Origin of the sequence: Aeribacillus sp. FSL K6-2833 (assembly GCF_037965815.1) — a bacterium.
Taxonomy (GTDB): domain Bacteria; phylum Bacillota; class Bacilli; order Bacillales; family Aeribacillaceae; genus Aeribacillus; species Aeribacillus composti.
On sequence record NZ_CP150189.1, the window covers coordinates 2751128 to 2771594 of the forward strand.

Sequence of the window (20467 nt, forward strand, 5' to 3'; positions counted from 1 at the left end):
CAGAAAAGATACGAATTGCAGCAAGGAATATCCATCCAAGAATCAAAAATTACTGTAAAAGACTACTTTAAAGAGTGGTTGAGCAGAAGGCATAATCTTTCTCAAAATACGAAAAAACTTTATAAAACCTTTCTTAACAATCATTTAAATTTTTTTGAAAATGTACAACTAAACGATGTTACTCCTTTAATGGTTCAACGATTTATTGATAGCCTTCATCAGAGATATTCCAGCGGTTATGTAAAAAGAATTTACAGCATACTACGGAAAGGATTAAATGATGCTGTTAATTTGGAATTGATTCGACGAAATGTCGCCGATCAGATTGAAAAACCGCGTGAACAGAGAGAAAAACCAATTGAGGTATTTACAGTTGAAGAATTAAAAGAATTTATTAAGATAGCGGAAAAGACAACTCGCTATGCCATTGCCTTTAAAATTCTGGCTCATACCGGAATGCGACGGGGAGAATTGCTCGCTAACGTGGGACGATATTGATTTTGAAAGAAAAACAATCAGAATAAATAAAACACTTCTTAAACATCAACGAACGATTCAACACTCTACAAAAACAAAGCAATCTACAAGAGTCATTGCTATTAGCAACTATCTTGTAGAGGAATTGAAAAAACATAAACAAATACAAGAAATTGAAAAAGCAGAGAACGAAAACTATGAGGACAACAACTTAGTTATTTGCACAGTAAACGGAACAAGTGTGTATGTAGATAACTTAACACGAGCATTCCGAAATACTTATAAAAAGATGAAATTAGAAAAGGATATTACATTGCACTCATTAAGGCATACACATGCAACTTTGCTGTTACAACAAAATGTTCATATGAAGGTCGTTTCGGAACGGTTAGGACATGCGAGTATCAAAATGACAATGGATACTTACTCTCATTTGCTTCCAAGCATACAAGAAACAGCAGCCGAAAAATTCGAGCAATTGTTTGAGGAGGAATAAAGTTTTAAATCAATCACTCCAAAAATCACACCAAGTCACCAAAAACACCAAAAATAACGAATGACAACAGAAATAAAAAATCCCTTGAAGCCTTGTGGCTCAAGGGATTCCGCTCGATGATTCCGACTGAGCTCAAACCAGCAACCTCCACCCTGTCAAGGTGGCGCTCTCACTAAAGAAGATGGAGATTTACTACCTTCCGAATTTGAAAAAGACTTTAACATTGATTACTACAATGAAGATTTTAGAGAAATAGAATTCTATGATGAGCCATCGATTGATTGCCGTGTTCTAATTGAAGGCTTTTCTTATGATGAGGAGAAAATTCAAAATTTATAGAGTTTTGCGGTGATCGTTTAAATCAAGAAGCGAACTCAGTTCTTTTACTTTATAACTTTCAATATAATGGAAATATCAATGAAAAAATCAGTTTAGATTTCTAGGAGCCGTGCAATATAAGTAATTATAAACACCTTGAATGAGTGTTCGACACTCTTTCAAGGTCAGCTTGTCAACAAAATCTACAAGCTGAGTGGAGAAAAACAACTCGTTTTTCTCCACTGGCTTCATTTTAAGGACTTATCGGACATCCCCGGGTGATGAGTACGCCGCGCAAAATCAACAAACCGAAATTTATCGAGCCGATGTCTCGATTCGGTATACTGAAACAAGCTCGCATCTTCTAAGTAGACAAAATTTTTCACCACTACTACATGCTCGTAGCCGTTTAAATCCATATATTTTTGATCCTCAGCTGTCACTCGGTCGACAAACATTTCTTTTTTCGCAAAGCTAATGCGAAGCTTTAATTCATTTTCGATATATTCATAAATCGAATTTTCACAAATGCCGCGCGTCAATGTTGGAACGAATTTTTGGCAAAGAAAGTCCTTGTCTAAAATAATTTTCTCTTCTTCTATTTCCCTAGCACGAATCACTTTCCAAACTTTTTCCTTATTTTCGGTTTCCAATTGTCTTTTAATATATTCATCAGGCTCGATCAATTCCAGTTCATGTACGATCGTTCTTGCCGGCTTGTTCATTTTTTGCGCCAATTCTTTAAAGCTGACAAGTCCAGAGACAGGAAAATCATATTTTCCTACATCTAACACAATCGAACCTTTTCCTTTTATTTTTTGAATATAGCCATGCTCTGATAGAAGATTGAGCGCTTTGCGAATCGTCTCACGCGATGTTTGATACCGCTGGGACAATTCATTTTCAGAAGGCAGCTTTTCGTTCGGCTGAAAAATGCCTTTGCGAATATGAAGCAAAAGGTCGTTGTAAATCGCCATAAATTTATTTTCCTTCATAGTCATCACCGAATTGTATAGTATCATTTTGTTAAATGATACACAATCGCTTCATATGGACGCAACATGATTTCTTGTACATGTTCAGAAGAGTCATTATAGTTGGAAAGCAGGATACGGCTTGTATATCCGTTTATATCAAGCTCATTCGGCAAAACAAATTCTGTTTGGTCGCCAAAAAAGTTGGCCACTACTAGAAGCTTTTCACCATCTCCATTGCGCACATAAGCAAAAATTTGCGGATGATCCTCTAACAATAGCTGATAGTTTCCTGTTGTAATAATGTCATAGTTCTTTCGCAATTCAATCAAACGTTTGTAATGGTAAAAAATCGATGTTGGATCCTCTAATGCTTTTTTCACATTAATCTCTTTAAAATTCGGCGCGACATGAATCCAAGGAGTCCCAGTTGTGAATCCGGCATGCGGACTGTCGTCCCATTGCATAGGTGTCCGTGAATTATCGCGCGATTTACATTTTAAAATTTCAAGCACCTCTGCTTCTGTTTTTCCTTGCTCAAGCAAGATTTTATACATATTTAATGTTTCCACATCACGGTATTCTTCAATTCGCTCAAACTTCGGGTTGGTCATGCCAATTTCTTCACCTTGGTAAATATATGGTGTTCCTTGCATCATATGAATAACTGTTGCCAGCATCTTCGCCGATTCTTTATGATATGCTCCATCATTGCCATAGCGCGACACAATTCTCGGCTGGTCATGGTTGCACCAGAAGAGCGCATTCCAGCCTCCGCCTTTATTCATCTCCACTTGCCAAGTAGATAAAATTCGTTTTAGAGCCAGAAAATCGAATGGAGCTGCCACCCATTTTTCACCATTTGGGTAGTCTACCTTTAAATGGTGGAAGTTAAACGTCATATTCAATTCGTTCCGTGCTGGATTAGTATATTGAATGCAATGGTCAATGGTGGTCGATGACATCTCACCGACTGTCATAATATCATATTTAGAAAATACTTCCCTATTCATTTCCTGCAAAAACTCATGGATGCGCGGACCGTCTGTATAAAATCGGCGGCCGTCACCCAATGGCAGGGATTCGTCATCATCGAGAAAACGTTGATCTTTCGAAATCAAATTAATGACATCTAAGCGAAAGCCATCAATTCCCTTTTGAAACCAAAAATGCATCATTTCATAAATCGTTTTGCGCAGCTCTTCATTTTCCCAATTTAAGTCGGCCTGAGTTACATCAAACAAGTGCAGATAATATTGTCCCGTTTGCTCATCATACTCCCAAGCCGATCCGCCAAATTTGGATTTCCAGTTTGTTGGAGGGCTGCCGTCTGGTTTGGCATCCTTCCAAATATAAAAATGGCGGTAGCGGTTTTCTTTTGACGAACGTGCCTGCTGAAACCACTCATGATCGGTCGAGGTATGGTTTACGACCATATCCATTATCACTTTGATACCGCGCCGATGGGCTTCAGCAAGCAAACGCTCGAAATCCTCCATTGTTCCATAATCTTGATGAATGCTAAAATAATCACTAATATCATAGCCATTATCTCGCTGCGGCGAAGCATAAATAGGCGTCAGCCAAATGACGTCAATCCCTAATGTCTTTAAATAGTCTAATTTCTCGATAATCCCTTGCAAATCTCCTATTCCATTTCCCGTCGTGTCTTTAAAACTTTTCGGATAAATTTGATAAACAACGGCTTTTTTCCACCATGGCTGCTTCAATGAATATCACCTCGTTTATAATTTTGAGACTATCGGGAAAAACGATACCATTGGCGGTCATTCACCAATGGTATGAATCTTTGATTATTCATATTTATTATTTAGAACACAGTTCTATTAATTATGATCTTTGCGAATTTTTCCTAACACAAATGTTAGGGCAAACGGCAGCACAATCGCGATCGCCATTCCAATGAAAAACGGTGCCCATTTTTGCTGAACGATTGATAAAAACCCAGGAAGACCGCCAACACCAATAGAAAATGCGATCACTTTATTAAGCGTAATGAACATTCCGCCAATTGCTGCTCCTATCATCGCAGAAATAAATGGATAACGGTAGCGTAAATTCACTCCAAACATGGCCGGTTCCGTGATACCCAAATAAGCTGAAACGGCAGATGTGAATGACAGCCCTTTCAGTTTTTCATCTTTTGCTAAAAACATCATGGCTAACGCCGCCGAACCTTGAGCGATATTAGAAAGAACGAGAATCGGCCATAAAAATGTTCCGCCAGTGTTGGTGATCAGCTGCAAATCAACCGGCAAGAACGTATGATGCATCCCCGTGACAACAAGAGGGGCATATATCGCTCCATATAGAAGCCCGCCAATTGCTGGAACATTATGAAACACTGAAACAAATACACTTGTAATCCCGTTGCCGATTGCAAATGTAATCGGTCCGATCGCAATAAACGCTAAAAAACCGGTAAATAGCAGCGAAAGCGGAGCGACTAACAGCAACTGAAACGCATCGGGAATTCGTTTACGCCAAAACAGCTCTGTTTTCGCCAGCACGTACGATGCCACTAGCACAGGCAATACTTGACCCTGATATCCTACCTTTTGAACATCCAATCCGAACAAATTCCATACAGGAATGTTTCCTTCTTCTTTCGCTGCTCCCCAGCCCCATGCGTTTAACAAATCTGGGTGAACAAGCATTAAGCCTAGCACAATACCAAGCAATGGACTGCCGCCGAATTTCGTTACCGCTGACCAACCGATTAAACCTGGCAGAAAGACGAACGCCGTATTGGCAATTAAGTTAATAATGCTGGCAAGATCGGCCCACTCTTTATGCACTTCCACAAATGATTTGCCTTCATAAAAAATATTTTGGCCTGTCAGGATATTATTAATTCCCATCAACAAACCTGCTGTCACAATCGCCGGCAAAATCGGAATAAAAATATCAGCTAATGTTTTAATCGCACGCTGAAGCGGGTTTAGCTTCGCTTCCGCTGCATCTTTAATCTCTTGCTTTGTCGCACGGCCAATCCCCGTCAACTCCACCATTTCGTTGTACACTTTATCGACAAGCCCTTGTCCAATCACGACTTGAAATTGACCGTTTGCCGAAAAGGAGCCTTTGACGAGATCAATGCTTTCCAAAGCCTCTTTATCTACTTTTCCCTCATCCTTTAATGCAAATCTTAACCGGGTAACACAATGTGTTGCCGCTACAATATTCTCTTTTCCTCCAACAGACTCAACAATCTTTTCAACTGATTGTTTGCTGATATTCATGATGATCCCCCCCGTAATCGTTTACAAAACAAGTGTTATTTTGCTACGACAACCATAAATGAATCCGTTCCTGCCTGCACGCTTTCGAGCGACTTCTTTTCGAGTGATTGAACGGCATCCATATTGGTGATGACAATCGGTGTGATCGTGCTTGCTGCTTTTTCTTTGATCAATGCAAGATCGAATGTCAGTAAACTGTCGCCCGCCTTGACTTTGTCACCGACCTTCACATGTCCAACAAATCCTTCACCGTTCATCATAACGGTGTCTAAACCGATGTGAATCAATAGCTCCAGTCCCGTCTCAGAACGAATACCAATCGCATGCTTCGTATGGAAAAATTGAATAACTTCCCCATTGACCGGCGAAACGACAATTCCGTCTGCAGGATCAATAGCCACTCCATCCCCCATGAGCTTTTGGGAAAATGCTGGATCAGGAACTTGTTCGATCTCGACTATTTTTCCGGTTAAAGGGGCTAAGAGCGTTTCCTCTTTTTTTCGAAACCATTTTTTTAACATTATGAACTCTCCTTTTAACCGCTTTCAAAACTTGTATATACAAGATGCTTTTATTTTAACCTGTATATACAAGTTCGTCAATAAAAAAGTTGCCCGTATACATCGTCACCACTGAAAAAGTACTTTATTTAATAAAAGAGTTCCTAATTTTGAACTTCCCCCTGTCAAGTTTACAGTGAAAATAATAAAAATTGCTTTATACGGCTTTGGTCCTATATTCCATAAAGGGCATTTTTATTCGATACAATATAATCGGTCTCTATTACCTAAATAAGAAAATAATCTAGAAACCTCTTGGTAGTTTTTTCTTAAAATTCCCCTTTTTCATTTCTATTTACCAAAAATTCCTTTATCTGTCTTATAATGAAACAAAAAGCTTTTCCACTTGATGGAATCCATTTCGTTTCAATCGGAGGCATGGATACAGTGAATGTCAACTATATACCTTCAGAATGGGAAAGGACCAAGAAAGGCATCGGCAACCTGATCGGCGCCGGTGCATGGGGAAAAGGCATGATCGACAACTTAAAAGATATCAGCGATCTTTTGGAAGACGCCCAGTCAGACATCGCCAAATATGACAGCGACGGTGTCATCTCTTTTACCCACACGGATCGCAAAAGCCAATATCAACAATTATATGAAGATTATCTCGCCCTACACAGATTTAGCGACCGTGTCGGAGATATTGTCGACCGCACCATCGATGAGCCGTTTTATCAAGATATCGATGCTTTTGTCGAAGCGATGCGCGACTTATCGATATCAAAGATCAAGACGAAAAACCACATCGGCGCAAAAGAAACAATCGTTGTTCCAGGAACTTATGGCTCACAGGAGACGATCGAAGTGCCAAAAGCCGAGGTCGGACTAGAAGATCTGTTCAGCGGCAGCAACTACTATGCCAGGCTGATGGAACGGGAATACGCCTCATGGAAAGAACTGAATCCCCACCAGGACTTTTCGGAAAAAGAATACATAAAGAATGCATTGAATTCCTACGCCTTTCAGTATGAATCGATCAAAGACGGGCAAATGGACAAAGAATTCTGGGGGCAAATAGCGGCGCTCGTCGTGATTGTCGGCGTCTCATTTATTTGTCCGCCAGCAGGGATGGCATTGGGCATGGCCTATGGTACACTGGAATTAAACTCGGCCGTTTCCGGAAAAGACTGGATTTCAGGGAGGGAACTAGAAACAGGCGAAAGAGTATTCCGTGGTGTCCTCGCTCCATTGGATATCGTCCCTGGCGTCAGCGCGCTTTCTAGATTCAGCAGCGCCGCCCGCTTTTCACCTCTAAGAGAAGCAAGTGATCTTCAATTATTAACGGGGTTAAAAACGGGCTTCCAGCAAAAATCACAACGTGCCTCCGACATAGTTGTCCATGCTGAAAAAGACATCGTTGCCCGCATTCGAAATGCGAAAGCATGGGCGAAGGAAATGCCGCAGCATTTGAAAACTGACGCAGCAAACGGTGCGTTGCAAGTCGGTCGATTCGTAGACAACGTCATAACAAATCTGAAAAATGTGATCCCTGACCGGCAAATGGGATTCGCCATGGAAGGGGTTGGGGATGTTAAGGTTCCGGTGGAGAATAAGATTCAAGCTTGGTTAAGTAAGTTGGATGGGATAAATGTAGGCGGAGGTAAAGCAGGCAACGATGGCATTGAACTTAGCACTAAGGGTACAGGAAAAGGTTTATTGCCGGGCGAAGGGAAAGTAGGAACTTACAAACAATTAATAAAACAAGGCAAAGCGTTTGATAACCTTACTCCACACCATATGCCATCTGCTGAAAAAATGAAAAAAGCCGATATAAAGCGAAATGATGGTGTTAGCATGAATATGGAACAACCACATCCTGGTACTGGGGGAAGACACCGTAGGACTTATACTTATGGACTTTCTGGAGAAAAATTAAACGATTATTTAAATCTTAGCTACCGAGATGCACTAGCACATGATATTTGGGATGCTCGAAGAATTTATATGAAGGATGGGCTATACACTCCGAAAATAAGAAAAAGTTTAAGAGATGTAATTCAATTGAATAAGGAATTGTACCCAGAATTATTTAAGAAGTAATTATTTATAAGGAGGGAATATTTTTGGATATTAAGTCGGAAATAAAAAAGGTATACGATAACCGTCTGCTTAAGACAGAAAAACAAGTGGAAGAATTTGAGCAAGCTTTAAAAAATATATATGAATATGGTGAGGTTTCAATTATTAAAGATTTAATTTTAGCTTTTGATGATAATACTGAACACCATGAGGTAATGTTTAACTTGGTGCATACTATTGAGCATTTATATAAGAATAAAATAGAGGAAGGGTTAAAACTAATTGCTACTTCTGTGCCAACGGTTATAAGTTATGGGAGGGAATGGATAGAAATTTTACATTACAGAATATTAAATCACCCCCATGTACGTACAATTTATGCAAAAGTTTTGGAGAATATCGACATCAAAACAAGAAATATTATTAAAGATTTGTTAGGAGATATAAAGAAAGAAGATCCAGAATTGTTTGGTGAGTCAGTAGATGAGGTATTAGATAATATTTAAGAACTAATTATGAAAACCTTGATTGGCAATATGCCTTTCAAGGTTTTGATGTTAGACTAAAAAGTAGACACAGATTATTATAGTAATAATAGACTGAAAAATGAGGTGTCTACATGACAAAAAAACAAAGGCGGTACGAGGAAGACTTTAAGCGTCAAACTGTTCGTTATATTTTGGAGGAAGCGAAATCCGTTGCACAAGTGGCTCGTGAGCTCAAAATTAACGAAAATACTCTTCACGGCTGGATGAAAAAATATAAGCAAGAACCTGAAATAACAGAAACCCAAACGTTTCGATCCGAAGACCACGAAGTTCGTGAACTGAAGAAACGTATTCGGGATCTGGAGGAGGAAAACTCCATCTTAAAAAAGGCGATGCACTTCTTCGCGAAAGACCATCGGTAAAAGATTCATTTATCCATGAGCATCGCTTCGATTACCGATTGGAGAAGATGTGCGAAGTATTGAAAGTTTCTCGAAGCGGTTATTATAAATGGCGTGATCGTCCCAAAAGTGCTAGACAAGAGCGTCGAGAAGAATTGACGCAGGAAGTGCGTCGTGTGTATATCGAATCTCGCCAACTGTATGGGAGTCCAAAGGTTGCCAAAAAGCTTAATCATGAAGGCATTAAGGTTTCACAGAAGACGGTTTCCCGCATAATGAACAAAGAGGGAATGAAGTCTCGTACCGTGAAAAAGCATAAGGCTACCACTAACTCAAAACATAACCATCCGGTCCACGAAAATGTCTTAAACCAACATTTTACTGTTACGAAACCAAATGAAGTATGGGTAGCTGATATCACATACATTCCAACGGATGAAGGTTGGCTTTATCTAGCTAGTATGATGGATTTGTATTCAAGGAAAATAGTCGGCTGGCATATAGACTGTTCCATGAAAAAGGAGCTAGTGTTAAGTGCTTTAAAGCAAGCCTATCAGCGTCAACAACCACAGGGTTCTATCCTCCATCATTCTGATCGAGGGAGTCAATATGCTTCAAATGACTATCAAGCTAAGCTAATGGAATACGGAATGAAATGTAGCATGAGCCGCAAAGGAAATTGTTATGACAACGCTTGTATTGAATCATTTCATGGGGTTATAAAAAAAGAACTAATCTATCAGACTCGTTATAAAACAAGGGAGGAAGCAAAAAAGAGCATATTTGAGTATATAGAAATATTTTACAATAATAAACGTATTCACTCCGCAACAGAGTATTTTTCGCCATCTGAATACGAACGTATGTACTATAAAAAGGGAGCTTAATGAACATATTAATAGAATAGTTAGACCCGAAAATTTACCTTTTAAAAATAATTAGGACAACGTCGTAATTATTTTTAAAAGGCCACCAAGCGATAGCGCGGTAGCTGCGAAAAAAAATCTATAAATTTTTGTGTCTACTTTATTGACCTAATATCATTTTTCTATTTTCAATCTAACAGCTATATCAAATAATAAAGTGTGTTTACGAGAGAATTTAAGTATGTTTTTACCAACATTTTAATTCAGAGCTCATAATGGTTCACCTACAACGAGCTTGGCTGCAATGCATGGTAAAGCGACTAACGCCACGAATACCCTTCAAGTTCACTTTAAAACACGAGAGAACGCTTTCTCGTGGCGAGAAATAGGGTATAAACTTTTAACTGACTGTGACAATAAAAATCTGGCAAATTACTTTTATATTGTATTTTCACTAGAGACGGTCGTATAATACTCGTCATTGTTAACAAGCGTTACGTTAATCTGAATTTGCGTAACGGAGGGGGAAGGTATCATGAATGTGATTGGATATATCCGAGTTTCCACACAAGGGCAAGCCAAAGATGGATACAGCCTTGCCTACCAAGAAGATGAAATTAAAGGCACAAGGATACCCTCTCTTACGTGTGTTTAAGGATGAGGGAATGCTAACATAGTATTAAAGAAGGATGGAGCAGGGAATTTTATTTTAACTGGTTATCCAACCAAATAATGGAATGGAGGGAAAAATGCTTGTTAGTCAAAAATAATCCAGAAGATCCAGTTTTTCAGTTCTTGGCTGGGACTTTTCATCAAGATGCAGATTCACCTGAAGAGGCATTACAAGAATTGTTAACAGAGGAAAGTAAAGAATATCTTAAATCTGCTATCGTATTTTTAACAGAATTCATTAATAGTGAGTATTCGGATGATGAAAAGAATGAATACATTCAACACTGTGCAGACGGAGTATATTTTCCTGATCTTGAGCTAACTCCAATTCAATGGCTAAAAAGTGTAGTAGAACAATTAAAAGAAGCTGTAAAAGCAGAATAGAACTACAAATTCTTGAGTACCTTGATTGAGTAAAAACTCTTTCAAGGTTTTTTTTCTAGCAATGGGAATAATATTGGAAAGTGGTGAAAAAATGAAACAACCAACAAAAGAAGAAATAATTAATAACTGTAGATGAGCAATTTTCATAACAATAATTACCATACCAAAAGAGACAAACAGGGTATCCCTTATGCCACATGGAGCTGTTTTTTGACAACATCAATGGGAATATCTTGCTTCGCTGCATGGTAAATGAACTCGACGAGACTATGCCCTTTCTTCGTTCGGAGAAGATCAAGCCCAGTAGAGAAATCCCGGTTGGACTCGACCATACTGTACACATAAGCGAGTTGCACCAAGATCCAATACCGTTTCACCGCCCGACGTTGACGAACGCGGTACCCATCGAGCTTCAGCTGGTCTTTCGCTTGTCGAAAAAAGCATTCGATCGACCAACGTTGGGCATAGTAGCGCAAGATCTCTTCATCGCTTAGCTCCCGGTCGGTGCTCAAGACGCAGTGAAGATGTTCGGGTGTCATCGGCTGATCGGCTTTCCAAGCCAACAACACAACGGCATCATCGAGACCTTTCAGCGATCCCTCGTAGCGATACACGCGATAACGCTCTTCTCCCACCGTGACGAGATGGGTGTCGTTCGGTTCGATATAGCGGGCAAACTGTTTGGCTTGGATGGCGATGCCTTTCGGATAGAGAATCCGGTTCGTTTTGAGCATCGCGATGACGTGAAATCCTTTTTTCAGACAGGCTTCCACGAGCGCTTGCGATGGATACCACGAATCCATCAGCACATAAACGGGACGGCGTACATCCAAAGAAGAAAGCATCTCGATCGCGAGTTCCCCCTTGCTTTTCCCAGCGGCCTTGTCGTAGAGGCGGAACGCAAAGGGAAAAGCCTGGGTCATCGTATGAACCATGAGCCAAACAAGAGAATGTCCCCAGATCGACTTTTTCTCTGTGTGAGAATAGTGCCAATCACACCCTTGAATGGCGTGCGTTGCCCGTGACGAAGGCTTGATTTTTTGGCAAATCGTATCATCGATCGAAACAAAAAGGGGTTGATTTTTCTGTTTGGCGATCCGTTCGACACGATGAAGCATCCATTGCTGGAGTTTGCGAAGCAGCGTCTCTTCATCCCAAGGGCTTTTCGTGAAAAAATGGCTGAGTGTCGTTCGATGATTGGGGTGAAAGCTCCAATGATGAAGATCGGTCAACGTTCCAGAAAAGCCTTTCGTGATCATCGCATCCACGATATGAACGAGATGCTTCATGACAGGTTTTGAAAAATAAAGTGCCAACCCCAACATCGTGAAAAACTTGTGGATTCCTTGATGATGTGCTAATCTATTCATGAGACATGAACCTCCTTGTGTGAATGGTTTGTTGGCACATCTATTCTAACCAAGGAATCGGGTTCATGTCTCCTTTTTTGTTTCGATGTAAATTTATGTTAGTGATTTTGCTCATCTACAGTTAATAAATTAAAAATGATTTTACAAGGAAAGCTAACACGAGAAGAAGTAGCAGATTGGGCTTCAGAATATGTAATGCAGGATGAGCCAAATATATCAGAAGAAACTGTTTGGGAACTTTTACAAATTGTTTCCGGAATTGATTTAAAAGATAGTCCAAATGAATATCTACATGTAGAACAAGACATTATAGATTGGATAAACAAGTATAGCAATTAAAAAGCGTTAAATAACCTTGATTGGTTACAAGCCTTTCAAGGTTTTTCTATTTTAAAGCTAACTCTACTACTGCCTTCATGGTTCGGGACTCTCACCCTATAGAATGGACCCATGCCGGACGCACAAGAAAAATGCGATTTTTGTATTTCACAAGAACCGCGTCATACCAAGGTTTTTAATGATTATTCCGACTGGGCTCGAACCAGCGACCTCCACCCTGTCAAGGTGATGCTCTCATTGCTGAGCTAAGGAATCTTCATAAAGCTTTGAAAGCTCTTCAACAACATAAATATCTGTGGGTTTATTGTTGTTTATAATACTGACTATTTCTCTTTGGAACTCTCCATCCCTACTTAAAATTTCTGCTGCTTTCTCATTAGCTTCTTTTTCGAATTACTCTCTTTGTATTTAGTTCTGCGATATTCTTCCATTGTCATACCATTTTTAAATTGTTTTACATGAACCAATTCATGAATGAAGATAAACTTTATAAAAATTCTTATCGCTTCTTTAAAAACACTCAAAACGTGAATTTTTGAAAAAATATCCTTGACGCCTTTACAAATACTCACGGTAAAAATACCACTTTTTCAACTTGGGACTTATCTTCGCTTGGCACTGTACTTGCTAGAATTGAATGATCTGGAACTTCTTGTTTAATTCTAATAGAATCCGTAGTAATTTTATATTCTATATCCTCAATATCATCTAACTCTTTTTTGATGGAAGAATGGAATGCACCTGTTAACTCATCAATTATTTCTTCTATTTCTTTTTTACTAATAAACTCCATTTCCTATTAGTTAAAAGTAAGAATTTACATGTTTTCATATTATCATGCTCTACTGTTTGAAAAACGTTACAATTTACAATATAAAAGGTATTCTTCCTTTCCACACAGTAGACTAAATATTCAGTTTCTTGTGTGTAGAAAACATCCCCTCTATTATATTTAAAATACATTACAGAGATACCCTATCTATCTTACTTTACACAAAATTCTTGACGGTACCATATTTTCAAATTACTCAACAGTAATTTAAATAGACCGTAATCAAACTCTTCTCTTCTTTTAGCTGCTCGAACAATGTCTTGGATTGTATCCCAATCTTTCTTTAATCCTGCTGAAATCAGTTTTTCTTTTGCACGTATTTGTTTTAATTCATTTAAATGTCGTTCAATTAATTCTTCATAGGAAATACAAAGATGCGAACGGGTTTTGGGTGAGGAATGGTACGAATAGTATGAGACGGTGTGCGCCTTAGTTGCTCTACGTTGACGACTTTGGTAAAGGATTTCCTTTTGCTGTTTTCTTTCCACTTGACGTTGTTTTTGCTGTTCTTCTATTCTCTTTGCACGAAGTTGATCATGAAGTTTTTTCAGTTGTTTATCTAAAAGTGGTATGTCATGATCTATTTGCTCGAGAAAAGATTGTGGGATTTCAATTCCTGCAAACTCTTTTATGTTTGTTTCCTCGCCACGAAAAATTTTAAGGAGCAGTTCATCTCGTTCTAGATGTACCGTATGAAATCCTTTTTTAATATCCCGAATAATTTCTGGTGTTAAACGGGTATAGTTTCCTAAACACGTTTCCCCTAGTTTTGTATGTTTTGTTTTGCTTGTTATGGGTTACAATGTACTGATATCGGAAAGACATGCCGCATTCGCAGCGAAACGGTCGATTCCCGCATCCTCCATCTAATATTTCAACTAAAATCCAATCATCGACTGCTTCTGCCAGTTGTTCGTTATCCATATCTTCCGTCACGATAATCCCTTTTTTTAATGCTAAAACTTCTAGCCATTTGCTCTTTTTGCTTCGTTTCGTAAAAGCGTCCATATATTTGCGTTGCTTCGGTGTCAATAACTGATAAATCTCATCTACTTCTGCTTCAGTCAAAGGCGTATGAAAATTCCTCAAACTCATGTTTACACCTTCCTTAAAACAAGGTAAATCAGACATCCATTAACCCAAATTCGACATTTGCAACCAAAAACCTTCAAAAAATCAATTCTAAACAAAAAAGAGGCCACCATAAACAAGCGGTCTCTTCATTCGTTCAATCATTCTTTACACAACCTATTGACTTAAAGTCCAAACTGCTCACAAATGTTATTCAAGTTTCTCACAAGAAGCTTACTTCTACCAATTGTTTTTTGTATTTAAGGCGATCCCATTGAACAATTCTTCTTTTGGAATAAACGGAAAAACATTAATTTTATTGCCGTTGTTTTCTATTTTAAAAATGCAATATTTAGACTTAAATTTATCAATCTCTGCCACAATGAAATGAAATCCTTTTTGTATAAACACACCAATGATGTCTCTATTAAATATTTCAATATCATGTACAACAATTGTATTAATTTGATCTTTCTTAAGTTTTTCGATAAAATACTCTGCACATTTTGGGTTATATTTATATGAAAGTTACCCGCCTACAGTTAATCCTGTAACTTCAAATCTATCTTACATTACAAAAAATTCTTGTCGGCACCATCTTCCTCAACTTTTTTTGTAGCTTTATTTCTTTCATTCACCAGAAACAGAAATAATATTGGCACGATGATGAAAGCTCCAATAGTACTCCACAATATATCTGTTCCGCTTATGACTTGTTCTTTCAGCAATCGATAGTAGGTATATGAAGAATAGGGCAACACTAGAATGATGGAAGTGATTACACCAGGAGTGTATTTTCTTAGGTAGAGTGCTTGCCCTAAATGTGTGAACACATGGGCAAAAAAGATAAACAGTAACATTAAAAAAATATAGTAAAAAGAGAAAATGACGGCTAAACATGTTGCTGTTGTAATGGTAAGGAAAATCCAAAATACATCGTTCGCAAATTGAACAGTTGTCATCTGAAAGCTGCTATAAAAATATTTTCGTATTGATTTAGGTAAAACCGCAAGAACTTGTTCTTTGTTCTGTTTGGTCCACTTCTCCACCGTAAGAATCTCTTCGAAATCATGAAACATAAACAAAATGGGAAATAACCAAAGCACGCTAATCAAATGAAGTTGAGAATCCAACCATTCTAATAACATTTCAATCACCGCTTTTCGAATGATTTTGAATTCCGCCCAAAAACATCTGTCCTACTTTACTTTTTCTCCTGTTAATAAATATCGATGTACCAATCGTTCTATAATAGCAGCGCTGGACTCTGCTGCCACCCATGTGTCAATTTTTTCTTTTACAATTCCGAATCGCTTGTTATTGAACATATCAATCTTTTTCAAATCTGATCACTGTCTCCTTGTCTGATTTGTTTTTTTCCTAAAAAAGTAAACATTTTGATAAACATGTTGGTTACAAAATTTCGACATCCGATAGCGATAGTTCAACAGATTTTTCCAACATCCCTTAGTTTTATTAACTGTTGATCAAAATTTTGAAATATTTGTTGAAAGATATCTTCCTTACTCTTGAAATTAAAGTTAAATAAAGCTTGCGTTAAACCTGTTTTTACAACAAATTCGCTCCTTTTGATACTTTGAAAACCCTTTTTCCGAAAAAAGCTCTTCAGGCATTTGAAATAACTTTCTCTTACTCTCTTCGCCTTTTTTTACAGCCAACAAGAACCTCCTTTTTATAACTAACTAATTAGTTAGTTATAATTATAGGAAAAATTTGCTTTGTTGTAAATAGGTTTTCGAACAGTGAATGGAAAGTACCGAAAGTAAAAAGCCTGAGGCGCTTAAAGCTAATGTCAGTCTTTGCTTTCGCTGATAGAAAAAATTATTGCATTTATAATAAAAATTAATCAATAAGGTGAAAGCATAACGAGGCTGCCGCAATGGCCGTTAAACCGATGAGACAGCCGCTGTTTTTTGAATGGGGATTTGTCCTTTGCTGCGTCTTTTTTCTCACACTGTAGACAGCACAAGCCAGATCCTATTCCGGGGATTATGTGTTAAAAACGGGGATAGTATTAATTGGATAATAATAGGAACGAATAAAGCTAAATAGAAAACAACGAAGAAGTTTGACATTATTTTGAAGAAAACAGGGAGGCGAAAAGCTAATTTCAGACATCATTTTGTTTTTATCTAACGGTTTTGTCCAAAAAGAAAAACGCTTAATAGATCAATGCGGTTAATATATGTTTAAAATATTTTTGACTCGCTTGATTTCTTTCTTATTTTCAAACAACTCTTCCACAAGAATTTTTTGACCGTTTGCTACATCAGTGAGCTGTTTGTCCATCTCCTCGATCTTTTGTTCAACTTGGTCGAGCCGCTCATTGATTTCGACCAATTGCTGCTTCGTTTGTTCAAACTGCTGATCGGTTTGTTCAAATCGTTGGTCAATTTGTTCAAACCGTCGATCAATCTGCTCAAACCGTTGGTCAATTTGTTCAAACCGGTTATTCGTTTCTTCTGAATGGTTTTTTAGCTGCTCAGCCAGTTCTTTAATCGCTTGCAAAATCATTTCATTTGTAATTTCAGCCATCGGTATGCTCCTTTCTTCATTATAAATATAACTATTATTATACCATATTGCGGTCATTTCGATATAAATCGCATCAACTTTCATGTATTCACATGGTAATTGGAATATGATGTTTAAAAACACTTTAAGCAATGTTTCGCTTAAATGGAGAAAGTTCGACACTCTCTACATTCGCAAGAGCGGTTATAGATACTTTTTGTTGATCTATTAAGTATCTATCACATTATTTCAGAATAGTTTTCGCTGATTTTTCCATTTTCGGTTTTTCGGATGATTGTCTTTTGTTGCGTTTCATAATTTAACAGCGATGTTTCGTTTATTGATCATTTAATACAATCAAATGATTATTTGTAATCTTTAACCATACTTCTTTTTGCGCAAGTTCAGAAGATGTTGAGTAGAGATTTTTCTCATAACGTACTTTGCGTTTCTATCCTTTTTTGCTCTTACTAATCGGTAGAGATCAAACGATGTCCTCGATAACAGTCCGAATGTCTTTTCGTCTTCCTCAATAAAAATAGAAATTTTGGAAAAACCCTCTTTCGTTTTTGAAAGGCATCGCTTAAATAGATCCAACCTACTTTCTCATTTTTTCTTTCATATCGAAGGAGCAATTGAGAGATTGAATAGATTTCTGAACTGTTTTCGATCCTCAATTTCCTTATATTATTAGAAAATATTCATTCCTCTTTCATATATCTCTTTGAACAAAAAAATTCTTCTCGTAATCGTAAACGACAGCTTCTCTCGTTGACACTATAGTTATATGCGGGGATTTTTTTTCAGGCGATACGGGGGTACCGGTTCTAACGTCCATTTGATGAAAAATCGGGATTATTGAATTAAGATGAGAAGCTAAAAACTTTACACACTAATATTCTCCATAAAACTCCTCCCTATCATCAAGATTACGTAAAAACCCTTTTATCATCAGCTTTAACAATACGTCCTTTTTCACCAAAGGGGCTCCTCATGATCGACAAACGAATATAAAAATGGCAGCAATATCATACTCAAAACTGACAACAACAAAAATATCAACATAGTAAACTTGAATGGAAGCCCAAATACCTGTAATGCAAAACATATGACCAATGGTACAAAAGTTACTATACCCATTTTTTGTCTTGATTTCATTGTTGGATACATTTTTGTTCCACACTTAGGGCACTTTATTTCTTGGCTAAATTTGAACGAAGCACGAAATATGTTTCTCCAACTAAATGGATAGTTACATTTACAACATTTTGGCAATCCCATTGAAACTACCCCTTTTTACTTTATTTTACCATATGATATATATTTCTCTATGATTGATAACAACAATCTTTTAGAGAATAGCTTTTATTTTACACTGATGTAACCTGCTACAAATCCGTGGAGTGTATCATGTTTTCTTGAGTGAAATGTTTGGATATTATGTGTGAAAATAAAGGCAGAAATTTCACTTATTGTCGGCATATAATAAATTATAAGTGTATGTATTATGACGAAAAAGAGGAATATTACAAATAATCAAGAATGATCAATGCCGATCTTTAGGTGAAAAGAGTAATAATAGCATGAAAAAGATATTTTTTATGAGTCAAAAGGATTTGTTAAGACAGAAGACTTAACCAAAGAAGGATTAAGCAAATATTATCGAAAGTTCGAACAAAATAATTAGGATCAAACGTGGATTTTACTGTTAAGCTGAATTTAAAAATAATGGGATCGATATGTTTCTCGTTTCAATGAATAAGTTCGGAACATGATAAAGTAGAGTAAAAATTTATGGATAAAATCAATTAACCTCCTTCTTTTTGGACGTTTTAAAGAAGGAGGTCTAAAAGCAATCGTACGATAGGCTTGTACAAAACAGATCTTTTTCCTATCCTGTATGTTGTTTTTAAAGGCTGTTTTCGTAAGCTTTGCTGCTTTGCGACTATCTAGAACAATCAAAAAGAAATAGTAAAACAATAATCTTTTAGGCAGAACCTAAACGATTTTTAGAAAGCGATTTTAATTTGTGTCATTTTGAAATTGAACACCTTAAAATGTTTCAGAAATGGCATGATCCATTTTCTCAGGAAGATCAAAATTATCCTCATGTTCTTTTTGAAAATGATGAGGTTCGATTAACAAGGAAACCAACACTCCTCCAACTAATGCCCAAAACGGTGAACTAATATTAAAAAAACTAATATCCGACATACCAATGATTAATGCGAAAAACGCTCCAACTTGAAATTTAGTTTCAGAAAAAGCACTTTGTAAAGAGTTCACCAGTACGCTAATCATTGCTAGACCAGCAATAGTACCAACGAGTACAGATGGTAGAGCCGTTACAAACGGTACGACGATGCCGGCAAGTAATCCAAATAAACTGAATAAAATACCGTTTACCACAACAGATGCATAACGTCCTTCCTTATTTTTCCCCGCTTCCTCTGAAGCACAAATGGCCGTCATCGGACCGGCAATATTTGCATTATGTCCTCCAAAGAAAGAAGTGACCATCCCACCAATTCCGCTTATTATTGTCATAACATTGACAGGCGGCTTGTATCCTTGAGCCATTAATACACCGGTTGCTTGAGCATTTTCTGCTCCGATAACTAAGAAAGCAAGCGGAATTGAAACAGATACTATTGCCTCAAGACTAAATGAAGGTATTAAAATTTGTGGAAGAATAAAACTACTTTGCTGATCTTGAATTTGAAATTCGTTCATGATTACTACTAAAATAACAGAAACAATGAAAGATGTTAAAATTGGCGGTATGACTTTAATAAATCGTACTGATAGCAAGTATACGAGAACTGCTACCCCTGCGATCAATGGGGCTTTTTCAATAGATGTAATCATTCCGGTTCCAAACCGGATCATGGCCCCAACAATCATCCCCATTACGATCGGAACGGGTATCCAGTTCATTATCTTTCCGATTGTACGAGTAATTCCTAGTAGTAAGACAATGACACCAGCCACAAAATAAGCACCCGCTATTTCATTTAAAGAAAACTGTGATAATGCACCTGCAACAAGTACTGCACCTGGAATAGAGTAAGCTCCTGCAATCGGCTGGCGATATTTTAAAGCCAAATAAATCCCCAACAATCCACCAAAGAAATAAACAGCAAAGAGCCACGAGATCGTCTGCTCATGTGTTAAACCACCGTCTGCTGCTCCACCAATAATAATTAAAGCTGGACCAGTACATCCAAAAATAGCGGCAAGTGTACCAGCGCTCACTGTGTTAATATTTAAATGTTTCGTAAATCCTTTTCGTTCGGTATTCATCGTATACCCCCTTTTATTATGAATTTTCTGAAAATAACTATTTTTTATATGCTCCCTCAACTATAGTTGGGGAGCACGAATAATTCGTATTTC

At 37.6% G+C, this 20467-nt stretch carries 20 protein-coding genes and 1 pseudogene; 9 read left to right on the forward strand and 12 right to left on the reverse strand.

Features of this window, described 5'->3' with window-relative positions; translation table 11 throughout:
• Positions 1-15: 15 nt before the first annotated feature.
• The 3 genes from NSQ94_RS13285 to NSQ94_RS13295 all read left to right on the forward strand — a co-directional run bounded on the left by NSQ94_RS13285 (position 16) and on the right by NSQ94_RS13295 (position 1312).
• Positions 16-498 carry a phage integrase SAM-like domain-containing protein gene (locus tag NSQ94_RS13285; RefSeq protein WP_339229358.1) on the forward strand — a complete coding sequence of 161 codons (483 nt, stop codon included), beginning with the start codon at positions 16-18 and terminating at the stop codon, positions 496-498.
• Complete coding sequence (locus tag NSQ94_RS13290) at positions 422-973, forward strand: site-specific integrase (protein ID WP_339229361.1); 552 nt, start codon at positions 422-424, stop codon at positions 971-973. Before NSQ94_RS13285 ends, NSQ94_RS13290 begins: the two co-directional genes overlap by 77 nt.
• Positions 974-1195: 222 nt before the next feature.
• Complete coding sequence (locus tag NSQ94_RS13295; RefSeq protein WP_261308774.1) at positions 1196-1312, forward strand: immunity 22 family protein; 117 nt, start codon at positions 1196-1198, stop codon at positions 1310-1312.
• Positions 1313-1539: 227 nt separating this feature from the next.
• Here the strand turns inward: NSQ94_RS13295 and treR are convergent, their stop codons facing one another.
• The 4 genes from treR to NSQ94_RS13315 all read right to left on the reverse strand — a co-directional run bounded on the left by treR (position 1540) and on the right by NSQ94_RS13315 (position 6049).
• The gene (treR, locus tag NSQ94_RS13300) at positions 1540-2286 is read right to left on the reverse strand and encodes a trehalose operon repressor (protein ID WP_063386458.1); all 747 of its coding nucleotides are present in this window, start codon (positions 2284-2286) and stop codon (positions 1540-1542) included.
• 23 nt (positions 2287-2309) lie between these two features.
• Positions 2310-3995, reverse strand: coding sequence for an alpha,alpha-phosphotrehalase (treC, locus tag NSQ94_RS13305; protein ID WP_339229363.1), 1686 nt, complete (start codon positions 3993-3995; stop codon positions 2310-2312).
• A gap of 117 nt (positions 3996-4112) precedes the next feature.
• Positions 4113-5528 carry a PTS system trehalose-specific EIIBC component gene (treP, locus tag NSQ94_RS13310; protein WP_339194797.1) on the reverse strand — a complete coding sequence of 472 codons (1416 nt, stop codon included), beginning with the start codon at positions 5526-5528 and terminating at the stop codon, positions 4113-4115.
• Between the two features lie 35 nt (positions 5529-5563).
• A complete protein-coding gene (locus NSQ94_RS13315) occupies positions 5564-6049 on the reverse strand; it encodes a PTS glucose transporter subunit IIA (RefSeq protein ID WP_063386461.1) in 486 nt (161 codons plus the stop codon).
• 417 nt (positions 6050-6466) lie between these two features.
• On the opposite strand from NSQ94_RS13315, the gene NSQ94_RS13320 reads away from it, so the two are divergent.
• From NSQ94_RS13320 to NSQ94_RS13340, 5 genes and pseudogenes are all read left to right on the forward strand, one after another.
• Entirely contained in the window at positions 6467-8134 is a 1668-nt protein-coding gene (locus tag NSQ94_RS13320; RefSeq protein ID WP_339229365.1) for a hypothetical protein, read from the forward strand.
• A gap of 23 nt (positions 8135-8157) precedes the next feature.
• The gene (locus NSQ94_RS13325) at positions 8158-8619 is read left to right on the forward strand and encodes an Imm30 family immunity protein (RefSeq protein ID WP_011886783.1); all 462 of its coding nucleotides are present in this window, start codon (positions 8158-8160) and stop codon (positions 8617-8619) included.
• A gap of 113 nt (positions 8620-8732) precedes the next feature.
• A protein-coding gene (locus NSQ94_RS13330) for an IS3 family transposase (RefSeq protein WP_339229367.1) occupies positions 8733-9889 on the forward strand; the annotation gives its coding sequence in 2 pieces (ribosomal slippage) (positions 8733-8991 and positions 8991-9889; 1158 coding nt in all).
• A 514-nt stretch (positions 9890-10403) separates the two neighbouring features.
• Positions 10404-10536, forward strand: a pseudogene (locus tag NSQ94_RS13335) (recombinase family protein); the annotation flags it as partial.
• An 85-nt stretch (positions 10537-10621) separates the two neighbouring features.
• Entirely contained in the window at positions 10622-10924 is a 303-nt protein-coding gene (locus tag NSQ94_RS13340) for a contact-dependent growth inhibition system immunity protein (protein ID WP_063389303.1), read from the forward strand.
• A gap of 188 nt (positions 10925-11112) precedes the next feature.
• Here NSQ94_RS13340 and NSQ94_RS13345 read toward each other — a convergent pair whose 3' ends face one another.
• Positions 11113-12294 carry an IS701 family transposase gene (locus tag NSQ94_RS13345; RefSeq protein WP_311066339.1) on the reverse strand — a complete coding sequence of 394 codons (1182 nt, stop codon included), beginning with the start codon at positions 12292-12294 and terminating at the stop codon, positions 11113-11115.
• A 135-nt stretch (positions 12295-12429) separates the two neighbouring features.
• Between NSQ94_RS13345 and NSQ94_RS13350 the strand changes: the two genes are divergently transcribed.
• Entirely contained in the window at positions 12430-12633 is a 204-nt protein-coding gene (locus NSQ94_RS13350) for a DNA-binding protein (protein ID WP_339229369.1), read from the forward strand.
• A gap of 568 nt (positions 12634-13201) precedes the next feature.
• Here the strand turns inward: NSQ94_RS13350 and NSQ94_RS13355 are convergent.
• The 7 genes from NSQ94_RS13355 to NSQ94_RS13385 all read right to left on the reverse strand — a co-directional run bounded on the left by NSQ94_RS13355 (position 13202) and on the right by NSQ94_RS13385 (position 20374).
• Complete coding sequence (locus NSQ94_RS13355; RefSeq protein WP_339229371.1) at positions 13202-13426, reverse strand: hypothetical protein; 225 nt, start codon at positions 13424-13426, stop codon at positions 13202-13204.
• A 744-nt stretch (positions 13427-14170) separates the two neighbouring features.
• Positions 14171-14560, reverse strand: a complete 390-nt coding sequence (locus NSQ94_RS13360; protein ID WP_339229373.1) for a hypothetical protein — start codon at positions 14558-14560, stop codon at positions 14171-14173.
• Between the two features lie 548 nt (positions 14561-15108).
• Complete coding sequence (locus NSQ94_RS13365; RefSeq protein WP_339229375.1) at positions 15109-15684, reverse strand: HXXEE domain-containing protein; 576 nt, start codon at positions 15682-15684, stop codon at positions 15109-15111.
• Between the two features lie 51 nt (positions 15685-15735).
• On the reverse strand, positions 15736-15879 hold the full coding sequence (locus NSQ94_RS13370; protein ID WP_339229376.1) for a hypothetical protein: 144 nt from the start codon (positions 15877-15879) through the stop codon (positions 15736-15738).
• Between the two features lie 198 nt (positions 15880-16077).
• Positions 16078-16215, reverse strand: coding sequence for a hypothetical protein (locus NSQ94_RS13375; protein WP_339229378.1), 138 nt, complete (start codon positions 16213-16215; stop codon positions 16078-16080).
• A 520-nt stretch (positions 16216-16735) separates the two neighbouring features.
• Positions 16736-17092 carry a hypothetical protein gene (locus tag NSQ94_RS13380; protein ID WP_339229379.1) on the reverse strand — a complete coding sequence of 119 codons (357 nt, stop codon included), beginning with the start codon at positions 17090-17092 and terminating at the stop codon, positions 16736-16738.
• A gap of 2031 nt (positions 17093-19123) precedes the next feature.
• Complete coding sequence (locus NSQ94_RS13385) at positions 19124-20374, reverse strand: benzoate/H(+) symporter BenE family transporter (protein ID WP_339229381.1); 1251 nt, start codon at positions 20372-20374, stop codon at positions 19124-19126.
• Positions 20375-20467 lie beyond the last annotated feature (93 nt).